Source organism: Variovorax sp. SG517 (assembly GCF_013376045.1).
In the GTDB taxonomy this organism is placed as follows: Bacteria; Pseudomonadota; Gammaproteobacteria; order Burkholderiales; family Burkholderiaceae_C; genus Variovorax.
Window position 1 is genome coordinate 147611 of sequence record NZ_JABMJG010000013.1, and the last position, 13051, is coordinate 160661.

At 68.4% G+C, this 13051-nt stretch carries 14 protein-coding genes and 1 pseudogene; 11 read left to right on the plus strand and 4 right to left on the minus strand.

Going from position 1 to position 13051, the window contains the following annotated elements:
- Window positions 1–20: 20 nt before the first annotated feature.
- Together atpB and FHT32_RS31460 are read right to left on the minus strand one after the other, a co-directional pair.
- The gene (gene atpB / locus FHT32_RS31455) at window positions 21–890 is read right to left on the minus strand and encodes a F0F1 ATP synthase subunit A (protein WP_093206375.1); all 870 of its coding nucleotides are present in this window, start codon (window positions 888–890) and stop codon (window positions 21–23) included.
- A 4-nt stretch (window positions 891–894) separates the two neighbouring features.
- On the minus strand, window positions 895–1389 hold the full coding sequence (locus tag FHT32_RS31460; RefSeq protein WP_176668466.1) for an ATP synthase subunit I: 495 nt from the start codon (window positions 1387–1389) through the stop codon (window positions 895–897).
- 157 nt (window positions 1390–1546) lie between these two features.
- Between FHT32_RS31460 and FHT32_RS31465 the strand changes: the two genes are divergently transcribed.
- Genes FHT32_RS31465 through FHT32_RS31505 form a run of 9 tightly spaced genes read left to right on the plus strand, consistent with a single transcriptional unit; the run spans window position 1547 to window position 10264 of the window.
- A complete protein-coding gene (locus FHT32_RS31465; protein WP_176668467.1) occupies window positions 1547–2455 on the plus strand; it encodes a D-amino acid aminotransferase in 909 nt (302 codons plus the stop codon).
- Complete coding sequence (locus FHT32_RS31470) at window positions 2452–2763, plus strand: YbeD family protein (protein WP_019657645.1); 312 nt, start codon at window positions 2452–2454, stop codon at window positions 2761–2763. Before FHT32_RS31465 ends, FHT32_RS31470 begins: the two co-directional genes overlap by 4 nt.
- A 31-nt stretch (window positions 2764–2794) precedes the next feature.
- Window positions 2795–3496: a lipoyl(octanoyl) transferase LipB gene (lipB, locus tag FHT32_RS31475; protein ID WP_176668468.1), complete on the plus strand. Its 702-nt coding sequence runs from the start codon at window positions 2795–2797 to the stop codon at window positions 3494–3496.
- 7 nt (window positions 3497–3503) lie between these two features.
- Window positions 3504–4520 carry a lipoyl synthase gene (gene lipA / locus FHT32_RS31480; protein ID WP_176668469.1) on the plus strand — a complete coding sequence of 339 codons (1017 nt, stop codon included), beginning with the start codon at window positions 3504–3506 and terminating at the stop codon, window positions 4518–4520.
- Window positions 4517–5938, plus strand: coding sequence for a glycosyltransferase family 4 protein (locus FHT32_RS31485; protein WP_176668470.1), 1422 nt, complete (start codon window positions 4517–4519; stop codon window positions 5936–5938). The genes lipA and FHT32_RS31485 overlap by 4 nt, the downstream gene beginning before the upstream one ends.
- A complete protein-coding gene (locus FHT32_RS31490) occupies window positions 5935–6714 on the plus strand; it encodes a hypothetical protein (protein ID WP_176668471.1) in 780 nt (259 codons plus the stop codon). The genes FHT32_RS31485 and FHT32_RS31490 overlap by 4 nt, the downstream gene beginning before the upstream one ends.
- Before the next feature lie 30 nt (window positions 6715–6744).
- On the plus strand, window positions 6745–7728 hold the full coding sequence (locus tag FHT32_RS31495) for a Gfo/Idh/MocA family protein (RefSeq protein ID WP_256099234.1): 984 nt from the start codon (window positions 6745–6747) through the stop codon (window positions 7726–7728).
- On the plus strand, window positions 7725–8930 hold the full coding sequence (locus tag FHT32_RS31500) for a DegT/DnrJ/EryC1/StrS aminotransferase family protein (RefSeq protein WP_176668472.1): 1206 nt from the start codon (window positions 7725–7727) through the stop codon (window positions 8928–8930). Before FHT32_RS31495 ends, FHT32_RS31500 begins: the two co-directional genes overlap by 4 nt.
- Entirely contained in the window at window positions 8879–10264 is a 1386-nt protein-coding gene (locus tag FHT32_RS31505; RefSeq protein ID WP_176668473.1) for a hypothetical protein, read from the plus strand. The genes FHT32_RS31500 and FHT32_RS31505 overlap by 52 nt, the downstream gene beginning before the upstream one ends.
- 77 nt (window positions 10265–10341) lie before the next feature.
- Here FHT32_RS31505 and FHT32_RS31510 read toward each other — a convergent pair whose 3' ends face one another.
- Window positions 10342–10836 (minus strand): hypothetical protein, encoded by a 495-nt coding sequence (locus FHT32_RS31510; protein WP_176668474.1) that lies wholly within the window; start codon window positions 10834–10836, stop codon window positions 10342–10344.
- Between the two features lie 31 nt (window positions 10837–10867).
- Complete coding sequence (locus FHT32_RS31515) at window positions 10868–11110, minus strand: GlsB/YeaQ/YmgE family stress response membrane protein (protein ID WP_176668475.1); 243 nt, start codon at window positions 11108–11110, stop codon at window positions 10868–10870.
- 220 nt (window positions 11111–11330) lie between these two features.
- On the opposite strand from FHT32_RS31515, the gene FHT32_RS31520 reads away from it, so the two are divergent.
- Window positions 11331–12863: a class I adenylate-forming enzyme family protein gene (locus FHT32_RS31520; protein WP_176668487.1), complete on the plus strand. Its 1533-nt coding sequence runs from the start codon at window positions 11331–11333 to the stop codon at window positions 12861–12863.
- A pseudogene (locus FHT32_RS31525) lies at window positions 12844–13051 on the plus strand (citrate transporter); the annotation flags it as partial. The gene FHT32_RS31520 and the pseudogene FHT32_RS31525, both read left to right, overlap by 20 nt.

Here is a 13051-nt window from a genome sequence, read left to right on the forward strand (position 1 = left end):
ACAAGAACGAAAACTGACGATCAGTGGTGATCGTGGGCCTGGCCGATGTAGACCAGCGTCAGCATCATGAACACGAAGGCTTGCAGCGTGATGATCAGGATGTGGAAGATGGCCCAGGCCGTGCCCGCGATGATGTGGCCGATGGCCAGGCCGATGCCGGTGGCCGACATGGACCAGGCACCGCCCATCAGGGCGATCAGCAGGAAGATCAGTTCGCCGGCGTACATGTTGCCGAACAACCGCATGCCGTGCGAGACCGTCTTGGCGACGAACTCGATCATCTGCATGGCGAAGTTGAAGGGGTACAGAGCCCAGTGATTGCCGAACGGCGCGGTGAACAGCTCGTGGACCCAGCCGCCGGCACCCTTGATCTTGATGTTGTAGTAGATGCAGATCAGCAGCACCGCCACCGACATGCCCATGGTCACCGACAGGTCGGCGGTGGGCACGACGCGCAGGTAGGCGTGGTGCGGGTCTTCGCCGGCGATGTGGAAGATCTTGGCCCAGATCGCCGGGAACAAATCGACCGGGAACAGGTCCATTGCGTTCAGCAGGAAGATCCAGACGAAGATGGTCAGGGCCAGCGGTGCGACGAACTTGCGGCTCGTGGCGTTGTGGACGATGCCCTTGGCCTGCTGGTCGACCATTTCGACGAGCAGTTCGACAGCCGCTTGAAAACGGCCGGGAACACCCGAAGTGGCCTTGCGGGCAGCCAGCCAGAGCAGCCAGCAACCCAGGATGCCGAGCGTGATCGAGAAGAAGAGAGAGTCAAAGTTGAAAACCGAGAAGTCGGCCACACCTCCGGGCTTGGAGCTTTGCAGGTGCGTCAAGTGGTGAACGATGTATTCACCCGCGGTCTGACCATGTTCCGCAGCGTTTTCAGCAGCCATTCCGTTACTCGTCTCTCAGTTTCCGGCGCCGGGGCGAGAACATCACCGCCAACCAGGCCGCCTTCATTGTCACCACCAGGCCGATCAGCATTGCTGGCCAGCTCAGCGCCGTAATAAGCCTTGGCGCAGCGATCAGCATCGCCATCGACAAGGCCATCTTGACCATTTCCCACAGGAAGAATCCGAACACCGCAGTGCCCGGATTCAGGGAGGAAAACCGGCCGGTCAACCCGCGCGCGAAGACCGCCGATGGAACAACCACCGCGATCGCGCCATATGCGGCGGACCAGCCCAGATTTTGCCTCCCCGTCAGCCCCCAGGCGGCCAGAGCCACCACCAGACCGACAACCAACTGCCCCGCGATCACCCGCCAAGGGGAGATCGATGGGTTCTTTGCTCGCAGCTCACGCGCCTCATCGGCGGTCAGCGGCTTGAATTCCGTGTCGAGGCCTTCACCGTTTTCTCTGGCCTCCGAGTCATGACGGGCGATTGTTTTCATTTCGAATGAAGCCCGGATGACGACCCAGAATTTCTACAAAGCCATTGATTATAAGTAAAAACCCAGCCTGTCCCGCCACCCGTGCTGTCGCGCACGCAAAACGCTGCCGCATTCCCTGACCGGAGCCCGACGTGGCGTGCGCAACCATAATTCCGGCATGCACCCTATCACCGACGCCCTGCCCGCCACGCTTTGTTACCTCGATGGCGAGTACACCGCACTGCGCGACGCGAAGATCAGCGTCCTCGACCGCGGCTTCATCTTCGGCGACGGCATCTACGAATACGTCCCCGTCTACTTCGGCCAGCCCTTCTGCTTCGAGGAGCACATGGCCCGCCTCGACCGCTCTCTTGCCGAGCTGCAGATCGAGAACCCGCTCTCGCTTGCGCAGTGGCGCGAGATCGTGATGCGCCTCGTCGCACCCGCAGGCGAGGCGCCGCAGTCAGTGTACTTTCAGGTCACTCGCGGCGTGGCCCCGCGCGACCATGCGATGGTGCGCGGCATCCGCCCCACCGTGTTCGTGATGGTGAACCCGCTGCCGCCCATCTCCGAGGCCGTCCGCGCCAAGGGCGTGGCCTGCGTCACCGCGGCCGACTTCCGCTGGCAGAAGGCGCACATCAAGAGCACCAGCCTGCTGGGTGCGGTGCTCGCGCGGCAGATCAGCGTGGAGGCCGGCGCGGCCGAGACCATCATGTTCCGCGACGACTGGCTCAGCGAGGCCTCGTCGAGCAACGTGTGGATCGTGAAGGACGGCAAGCTGATGGGCCCGCCCAAGAACAACCTCGTGCTCACGGGCATCCGCTACGGCCTCTTCGAGCGCATGAGCAGGACGCTCGGCATTCCCTTCGAACTGCGCCCGATCTCACGCGAGGAAGTGTTTGCCGCCGACGAAGTGCTGATCTCCTCGGCCAGCAAGGAGCTGCTGCCGGTCGTCACGCTGGACGGCAAGCCTATTGGCAATGGCCGCCCCGGCCCCATCTACGAGAGCTTGTACGAGGCCTACCAGGAGGCCAAGGTACACAACGCGCGCAAGCAGCAAGAGCAGAAACACGGAGCCCCGGCATGACCGACAGCAACACCCCCGCCACCGAAACCACCTCGATCCCCGATCCGCGCAAGGAATCGCTGATCGAGTACCCCTCGCAGTTCCCGATCAAGGTGATGGGCGCCAAGGTCGACGGCTTCGTGCACGCCGTCACGCAGATCGCCGAGCGCTTCGACCCCACCTTCGACGCCACCACCGTCGAGCTGCGCGACAGCAAGGCCGGCAACTACCTCGGCGTGACCATCACCGTCACGGCCACCAGCCGCGAGCAGCTCGACGACCTGTATCGCGCGCTGTCCTCGCATCCGATGGTCAAGGTCGTGCTTTGATCCGGGAGCCGTCCGCGCGGCAGGCCATGCAATGACAGCCACAGCCGCCATCGACGTCCCCGCCATCGAACTGCGCCCTCTGGGCCGCGTCGACTACGCCGACACCTTCGCGGCGATGAAGCAGTTCACGCTGGAGCGCACACCCGAGACGCCCGACGCGCTATGGATTTGCGAGCATGCGCCGGTCTTCACGCAGGGCATCGCGGGCAGGCAGGACCACATCCTGAACCCCGGCGCCATCCCCGTCGTGCAGACCGACCGCGGCGGGCAGGTCACCTTCCACGGCCCCGGCCAGGTGGTGGCCTATCCGCTGATCGACCTGCGCCGCGCGGGCTACTTCGTCAAGGAATACGTCTACCGCATCGAGGAATCGGTGCTGCGCACGCTGGCGCACTTCGGCGTCACGGGCCACCGCGTGGCAGGCGCCCCAGGCATCTACGTGCGGCTGGACGACCCGTTCTCGCACGCGGCGCTGACCGGCCCGATGCCCGCGGCCGACCCGTTCCGCGGGCTCGGCAAGATCGCGGCGCTGGGCATCAAGGTGAGCCGCCACGCCACCTATCACGGCGTGGCGCTCAACGTGCGGATGGACCTCGAACCCTTCTCGCGCATCAACCCTTGCGGCTACGCGGGGCTGCAGACGGTCGATCTTTCTACAATCGGCATCCAAACCACATGGGAAGAAGCCGCCGCGGTGCTGGGCCAGAAGCTCTGCACCTTCCTGGCGCCTTGACACACCAATGAGCACCACCGAAGTCGTCCCCGCACCCGTAGTGAGAGAGGCGCAAAGCGCCGAAACCTACAACCCCCTGGCCAAGCAGAAGGCGGCAGCCAAGCTGTCGCGCATTCCCGTCAAGGTGGTGCAAAGCGGCGAAGTGCTCAAGAAGCCCGACTGGATCCGCGTCAAGGCCGGCAGCCCCACCACGCGCTTCTACGAGATCAAGCAGATCCTGCGCGAGAGCAACCTGCACACCGTCTGCGAAGAGGCCTCGTGCCCCAACATCGGCGAATGCTTCGGCAAGGGCACCGCCACCTTCATGATCATGGGCGACAAGTGCACGCGCCGCTGCCCGTTCTGCGACGTGGGCCACGGCCGCCCCGATCCGCTCGACAAGGACGAGCCGATCAACCTCGCCAAGACCATCGCCAAGCTGCGCCTGAAGTACGTGGTGATCACCAGCGTCGACCGCGACGACCTGCGCGACGGCGGCAGCCAGCACTTCGTCGACTGCATCAGGAACATCCGCGAGCTCTCGCCCACCACGCAGATCGAGATCCTCGTGCCCGACTTCCGCGGCCGCGACGACCGCGCCCTCGAGATCCTCAAGGCCGCGCCGCCGGACGTGATGAACCACAACCTGGAAACCGCGCCACGCCTCTACAAGGAAGCGCGCCCCGGCAGCGACTACCAGTTCAGCCTGAACCTGCTCAAGAAGTTCAAGGCGCTGCACCCCAGCGTGCCGACCAAGAGCGGCATCATGGTCGGCCTGGGCGAGACCGACGAGGAGATCCTGCAGGTCATGCGCGACATGCGCGCCCACGACATCGACATGCTGACCATCGGCCAGTACCTGTCGCCGTCGGGCTCGCACCTGCCGGTGCGCCGCTACGTGCACCCCGACACCTTCAAGATGTTCGAGGAAGAGGCCTACAAGATGGGCTTCAGCCACGCGGCAGTGGGTGCGATGGTGCGGTCGAGCTATCACGCGGATCAGCAGGCGGAGCACGTTCTGGCCGGCGCGCCGGCGCTCGATTGAGCCCTCCGGAGGCCGCCTCCACCCCGGACTCCGCGCAGTCCGGCAAGCCCCTGCACATCCTGCTGGCGATGTGCTACCTGCTGCACCGCACGGGCGCGGAGATGTTCACGCGCGACCTGGCGATGTGGCTGCGTCGCCGCGGGCACGCCGTCACGATCTTCGCGACGGCCTTCGGCGACATGGCGAACGAACTGCGCTTCGCCTCCATAGCCTGCGTCACAGACCTGGCCGACATGGCGGCGCGCCCAGACGTGATCGTCGGCAACACGCACCAAGAGACGGTTCGCGCCCTGCTGCACTTCCATGACGTGCCGGTCATCACGATCTGCCACGACCGCAGCGACGACCACGGGCGGCCCGCGCAGTTCGCGCAGGTCGTGCGCCACGTGGCGGTCGACGAGAACTGTGCGGAGCGGCTGGTGCACGAATTCGGCATCGCGCGCGAACGCATCGAGCTGATCCAGAACGGCGTCGACCTCGCGCGCTTTCCCAGGCGCGCCGCATTGCCGCAGCGGCCCCGCACGGCGCTGCTCTTCAGCAACTACGCCTCGCACAACGCACAGCTGGAGGAAATCCGCGCCGCCTGCGTGCAGCGTGGGCTGTCGCTGGACGTGATCGGCAGCGGCACCGGCAACCACCTGCCCGACCCGGCCGACGCGCTGGGACGCTACGACATCGTCTTCGGCAAGGGCCGCTGCGCCACCGAGGCGCTGTGCACCGGCAATGCGGTGGTGGTGCTCGATCCGGCCTGGGGCATGGGCGAGATGGTGACGGCCGCCACCATCGCCCACGCGCGGCGCTGGAATTTCGGCCGGGCGCTGCTGATCCGTCCGATCACGCGGGAAAGCGTGGGCGCCGAACTCGACCGCTACGACGCCGAAGATGCCGCCAGCTCCGGCGAATGGATGCGCACGCACGGCAGCCTGGACGCCACGCTCGGCGCACTCGAGAGCTGCGTGCAGCGCATGGTCCGGCAGCGTCCGGTGATCGAGATTCCCGCCGGCCAGCGAGCGGACGAGATGGCCCGCTACATGCAGGACTGGATCCGGCGCGGCAATCCCTCGGCGACGCAGTTGAGCATCGCAGCCCTGCACCAGCATGTCGCGTGGCTGCAGCAGTCCTTCAACGACCACCAGCACATGTACCAGGGCCGGATCGAGGCGATGCAGGCCGAGGCGCAGCGCCAGGCGGAACAACACATGGCCACCCAGGCTGCGCAAGCGTCGCAGGCGGCACAAGCGAGTGCTCATCTCAACGCAGGGCTGGCCGAAGCCGAGCGGCAGTTGCAGCAGGCGCGCACCGAACTCGCCCTGCTCCAGGCGCAGCTGCGCGACGTCTACGCCAGCAAGTCATGGCGGGTGACCGGGCCGCTGCGCCGCATCTACACCCTGGTTCGTCCCGGCGGATCGCAGGCATGAAGGCACTGGTGATCGCCGCCCATTCGGGGCACGAGCTGCTGCTGTGGAAGTGGCTGCGCAACGAGCGGCCCGACTTCGTGGTACTGACCAACGGCGCCGGATCGACCGGCGTGGCGCGCCTCGAACCGACGGTCGACAACCTCTCGCGCGCCGGTGCCCGCTGGATTCCGGAGGTGGTGCAGCCGGTCGCCGACGCCGACATCTACCGGGCACTTCTCGAAGGCGACACGAGCCTCTTCGCGCGATGGGTCGATGCACTGGCCGCGCACGTCGTCGAGCGGGGCATCGACTGCATCGTTGCCGACGAAGCGGAAGACTACAACCCTTCGCACGACATGTGCCGCCTGATGGCCAACCAGGTCGCCGCGCAGGCCGCAGCGCGCGGCCGCGAGGTCGTCTCGCTCGGCTATCCCACTGTGGGCCATCCCAGCCCGCCAGCACGGCTGGCGTCCGAGCGCCACGTCATGGTCGAGCTCGACGCGAACGAGCTTCAGGCCAAGCTGGACGACATGCACGGCTACGCGCGCCATTTCGGCGGCCAGCTGGAGCAGGAACTCGCGGGTTTCATCGCCGAGTTCGGCGCCCAGGCCTATGGCCGCGAATGCCTCTTCGCCGCGCAGCCCACACGCTACGAACTGGCGCAGCCACCCGCGGGCAAGCCCGCCTTCGAAGTCTTCGGCGAAGAGCGCGTTGCAGCCGGCGTCTACAAGCACGTGATCCGCGGCTCCCACCTGCAGGCCGTGGCCGATCGACTGCGCGGCGCCACGCGCCGGTGACCTGACGCAGCAGCCAGCGAAGACGCCGCGATGATGATCTTCACGACGCCCTCCAGCGACGACGGCAGCACGGCGACCATCGCCGAATCAGCCTCCGAGCCCATCGTCAACGAACCGGTCCCGCTGGCCGCCGATACGGCGCTTTCCCATGCGGTCGTGGGCATCGGCCGCTTCGGGTGCGTGCATGCCCGCAAGCTCCTCTCCATGCCAGGCTTCCATCTGCGCGCGCTGGTCGATTGCTCGCCATCGGCCCGCGCCGCCGGCGAACTTGCCGCACTGCCGCTGCTGTCCAGCCTGGACGACATGCCGCAGGACATCGCCTCGGCCACCGTCGCCACCTGCGACGATGCGCATGCCGAAGTCGCGATGGCGTTGATGCGGCGCGGCTGCCACGTGCTGGTGGAAAAGCCGCTGTGCATCGACCGGCATGAAGGCGCGCAGATGATCCTCACGGCGCGGCAGTGCGGCGTCACCCTCGGCACCGGGCACATCGAGCGCTTCAACCCGGTGTTCGACGAGGCGCTCCTGCACCGCCTGCGCAATGCGGCCGCGAACCATCGCAGGGGCCGGGGCACGCAGCCGCTCATGCGGTTCCGGCGCTGCTCGACCCGCATCGCCACGGCCAGGGACAGCGTGCTGGACCTGATGGTGCACGACCTCGACCTGTTCGCATGGCTGTGCGCGATTCCCGCCGAGGCGCCGCTGGAACTGCTCGCGCTGCATGTCGATGCGCACGGCGTGCGCGCCCGCGTCCGGCTCGATGCGCTCGTCGCCGAGTTCGAGAGCGGCTACGGCAGCCTGCCCGCGGCCCGGCTGCAGCTGTGCGACGGCCATCGCGAGCAATGGCTGGACCTGCGCGGCGCGGCGTCGACAGCGGCAGCCGGCGGCGATGACGCCCTGGCGCGCCAGTACCGGGGCTTCCGGCGCGCGGTGCTGGGCGAGCCCAGCCGAATCGCGTCCGGCGCGGATGGGCTGGCGGCCGTCACCCGCGCCTGCCAGATACTGCACGCATGAAGATCCCGCTGTTCCGGCCGGCGGCTTCCGCCGAACCGACGGCGGCGCGCCTGGCCCAGTCCCTCGCCGGCGTGCTGCGCAGCGGCACGTACATCCTCGGTCCGCAGGTCCAGGCGCTGGAGGCGCGGCTGTCGGCCTTGCTGCAAGGCCGCGAGACGGTGGCCGTGGGATCGGGCTCCGAGGCACTGCTGCTGGCCTTCAAGAGCCTCGGCATCGGAAGCGCGGGCGGCGGCGACGCGCTGGACGAAGTCCTTGTGCCGGCCTACACCTTCGTCGCCTGCGCGGAAGCGGTGCTCGCCGCCGGCGCGCGGCCGGTCTTCGTCGACAGCGCGCCTGACGACTTCATCCCCATGCCGGCGGATTTCCGCAAAGCCCGCACGCCTCGCACGCGCGCGATCCTGGCGGTGGGCCTGTTCGGCGATGCGGGCGGCCTGCCCGAGCTTGCCGACTGGTGCCGCGACGAGGGGCTGCTGCTGGTCGAGGACGTGGCGCAGTGTCTCGGAGCCCGGGACGGCGACGCCACCGCGGCAGGCCACGCCGGCACCTGGGGCGATGCCGCCGCGATGAGCTTCTATCCGACCAAGACCCTGGGCGCCGCCGGCGACGCCGGTGCGCTGGCCTTCAAGGACCCGCGCCACGCGGACAAGGCCCGGCTGCTGCGCAACCACGGCTACCGTGACGGCCTTCATCGCTGCCTCGGGCACAACAGCCGCATGGACGAACTGCAGGCCTGCCTGCTCCATGCCGCACTCGACGATTTCCCCGCGAGCCTGGCGCGGCGACGCGCCATTGCCGCGCGCTATCTCGCGGCCTGGTCGGACCTGCCGATGCGCCTTCCTAAAGACTCGGCCGGCCACGCCTGGAACTACTTCGTCGTCCAGCTGCCCGGACCACTCGAGCGCGGGAACGTAGCGGCCCGGCTGGCCGCTTCAGGCATCGCCACCCGCATCTATTACGAGCAGCCGCTTCACCTGCACGAGGCGCTGCAGCCCTGGCACGGCGACCGTGGTGCCCTGCCGCACAGCGAAAGGCTGGCCGGCTGTTCGCTCGCATTGCCGCTCTACCCGATGCTCGACGACGAGGAAATCGGATACATCATCGATGCCGTACGGCAAGCAGCCCGCGCCCCGGGCGACCAGCATCCGACGACATGCCAGCCACCGTCCCGACCACCCTCTCGACCCGCCCCGTCCCCGGCCTAGTCGAGAACCACGCGGCCTATGCGCGCCGGCACGGCTACGCGCACCACGTCGTCGAGAGCACCCACGTGTGGGGCCCGCGCCAGCCGGTCTACTTCCGCTACCACGCGATCTACCACCACCTGCCGCGGATCGCCGAAGGCGGCCTGCTGCTGGTGCTCGACCAGTTCGCGGTCGTGTACGAGCCCCGTGCGCTGGAAGAGACTTTCGAGGGCATCGACGCGCTGGTCAGCGCGCAGCCCGACGACGACGCGCTGTGCAACACCAGCATGCTCCTGCTGCGCAACACGGCCGAGGTGCGCGAGAAGCTTCGCCAGCTGGTCGACCATGTCTCCCACTGGGCGGTGCGCATCCTGGAAGACGACGAGCAGCCTGAGAACTCGCTGGTCGCGCATGTCTTTCCGCCGCGCCCCTGCGGACTGGCGCTGCCCAACGGCGCCTACCCCAACGTGCAGGCCAGCTGGCCCGGTGGCGGCTATCACGACTCCATCCGCGGCGTGCGGCCGCTGGTGGCCAGCGACGCGCCCACCTGGCACCGCGCAGGCCCCGCCAACCGGTGGACGCCGACGCTGGACTACGACTTCCGCGGCGTGCAGAACCTGGTCGACGAGGCCGCGGCGCTGGCCGCCGGCGAGCAGCCGCCCAGCGTTGCGCTCGCCGAAGCCGCGCTGCCCGACGGCGACGAGCTGCACCTGAACCCCGGCGCGCGCATCGCCTTCGTGAGCATCTACACGCACCACATCGCGAGCTACGGCCGCATCCACGAGGAGAGCTTCGCGCGCTACTGCCTGCGCCATGGCTACGGCTACCACCTCTACCGCAAGGTGCCGGAGTTCGCGAACGGGCTGACGGGCTCGTGGGCCAAGCCGCACGTGATGCGGCGCCACCTCGCGGAGCACGAGTTCCTGCTGTGGGTCGACGCGGACATCATCGCGATGAACCAGTCGCTGCGCATGGAGCCGCTGGTCGAGGGGCGGGAAGCCCTGGTGGGCAACGACCACACGGCGTGGAACATGAATTCCAGCGTGGTCGGCGTGCGCAACACGCCCGCTATGCATGCGCTGGTCGAGGACGTCTGCCGGCAGATCGAGAATGCGCCCGACCGCTCGTCGATCCACGCCAACGGCGGCGACCAGACCTACTTCGCGAACGCGTTCAGGGCGCGCGGCCTCATCACGCAGGCGCAGGTGGTCGATGCCCTGTCGCTCGACGCCCCGGTGATCTACGCCACCGGCGACAGCCACTTCGTGCACTTTCCCACGCAGCACACGCCGCTGCGCGCGGCGTCGATGCACGCCTGGAACCTGCGCAGCCTCGCGCTGGACGCCGGCGGCTAGAAAGTCCGGCGCGGCCTCTTCTCGGGACACCGCGGAATCGAGTGCGCGAAACCGATGAGGCGCTCCAGCGACACGGCTCAACCGCGCGTCGCGTTCTCCTTCATCTTCGCCAGCGCGATGGCGATGGCCGCGCCACCCAGCGTCTTGATCAGCCCCGAGTGCTGCGCATAGAACTGGCTCACCTCATCGATCACACCCGCGTGCTGCTGCTCGGCATGCGTGGCGATCTCGGTCACCTGCGCGGGCGAGAGCTGCGAGGCCTGGTCGGGCGTGACCTGCGTCTGGCCCGGCTGCAGCATGCGCCCGAGCACGCCGCCGGCCAGCGCCGAGGCGGCCGCGGGGCCCAGCGTGGCCAGGATCTGGTTGAGCACGCCGGCCTGCTGTGCCGGCGAGGACTGGCCGAACAGCTGGCCCACGGTGTCGCCGAAGGGCGGCGTCTGGTCCGAGCGCATCGCCGCGGCGAGCCCCGCGCCCAGTTCGCCGGGCGAGGCGTGCTGCGCGACCTGGTCGATGTGGGCCTCGGCGTTGTCGTTGTTGCCGATGGCCTGCTGGAGGATGTCGAGTAGACCCATGGATGACTCCTTGTAACGGGAACGGACTGCCTCAACGGCTCACGAGGTGCCAGACCCCGAGCAGCACGGCCGCGCCGACCACCGAGGCGATGAAGCCCGCTCCCGCGCCCGCCGCATACCAGCCCATGGCCTGCCCCGCATAGGTGGCGACCAGCGAGCCGGCGATGCCGAGCACCGCCGTGAGGATGAACCCCATCGAGTTGTTGCCTGGCAGCATGGCGCGGGCCAGGAGCCCGGCGATGAAGCCGATCAGAATCGTCCAGATGATCTGCACGGTAGCTCCCTGTTGGTGACGGCAAGCGCCGCCGCTGCTTGGCGGACAGCGCCCGGGGATCGTGTTCCCGCCTTCCTGAGCGCCAACTGACGGCGCGCCGTCCTGCAGCCGCGCGGTCGCCAAGGCGCTGGCTGGAAGCGGGAGCATTTCGCTATCCTGCCGGCTGGCCAAGAAGAAGGAAGAGATGACTTTGCAAACGCACCCTGCCGTCCAAGCCGCCATGGAGCGCAGTTTCGGCGCCATTGCCGACCTGGTCCGCCTCCACGCGCAACACACGCCCGACCACGCCGCGCTGTCGGACGCGAACCGCACGCTGGACTACCGCTCGCTCGACACGCTGATGGACCGCGTCGCGGCCAGCCTGCAGCGCGACGGGCTCAAGGCCGGCGACGCGATCGCGATCTGCGCCTCGTCGTCGGTGAACTACGCGGCCGTGTTCCTGGGCGCGCTGCGCGCGGGCGTCGCGGTGGCACCGCTGGCCCCAGGTTCCGCGCCCGCGAGCCTGGCGCGCATGATCGAGGATGCCGAGGCGCGCATCCTGTTCAGCGACGCATCGGCGGCCGAAGTGATCGGCCCCGCGAAGGAAGGCGGCATCGCGCGCGTGGCGCTCGACGGCTCGCAGGTCGGCCGCGGCATCGACGAATGGCTGGCGCCCGCCGGCGCGCGTCCCGAGCCTGTGGACGTGCAGCCGGGCTGGGCCTTCAACATCATCTATTCGTCGGGCACCACGGGCGAGCCCAAGGGCATCGTGCAGGGCCACGGCATGCGCTGGGCCCACGTGCAGCGCGGCGCGAAGTACGAGTACGGGCCCGACTCGGTCACGCTGCTGTCGACGCCGCTGTATTCCAACACCACGCTGGTGGTGTTCTTCCCCACGCTGGCCTTCGGCGGCTGCGTGGTGCTGATGCCCAAGTTCGACGCGCTGGGCTACCTGCAACTAGCACAGCAGCGCCGCGTGACGCACACCATGCTCGTGCCGGTGCAGTACCAGCGGCTGATGGCGCACCCGCGCTTCGACGAGCACGACCTGTCTTCGTACAGGCACAAGTTCAGCACCAGCGCACCCTTCGGCGCCGCGCTGAAGGCCGACGTGCTCAAGCGCTGGCCCGGCGGGCTGGTCGAGTTCTACGGCATGACCGAGGGCGGCGGCACCTGCATCCTGGAGGCGCACCTGAACCCCACCAAGCTGCACACCGTGGGCCGGCCCGCCGAGGGCAGCGACATCCGCCTGATCGACGAGGAAGGCAACGAACTGCCGCGCGGCGACACCGAGGTGGCCGGCGAGGTGGTGGGCCATTCGGCCGGCATGATGACCGGCTACCACCGCCAGCCCGCGAAGACGCGCGAGGCCGAGTGGTTCGACGCCACCGGCAAGCGCTTCATCCGCACCGGCGACGTGGGCCGCTTCGACGCCGACGGCTTCCTCACGCTGTTCGACCGCAAGAAGGACATGATCATCAGCGGCGGCTTTAACATCTACCCGAGCGACCTCGAGGCCGTGCTGCGCGGCCATGCGGCGGTGGCCGACGTGGCGGTGGTGGGCGTGCCCTCCGAGCAGTGGGGCGAGACGCCCGCCGCCTTCGTGGTGCGCCGCGAGGGCGACGCCACGAGCGAAGAGGAACTGCTGCAGTGGGCCAATGCCCAGGTCGGCAAGACACAGCGCCTGGCGCGCCTCGCCTTCATCGACGAGCTGCCACGCAGCGCGATCGGCAAGGTGCTCAAGCGCGAGCTTCGTGAACTCGCCGTCCGCTGACACCGGCGCGGGGGCAGCGCCCGACCACGGCGGCGGCGGCAACGGCCTGCTGTGGGTGCTGGTCGCCGTGGCGGTGCTGTTCGCCTTCCTGCGCCCGCGCGCGCCCATGGACTGGCTGCGCCTGGTCGACTGGCAGACCGTCGGCGCGCTCGCCGGCCTGCTGGCCATCACCCAGGGCGTGGAACGCA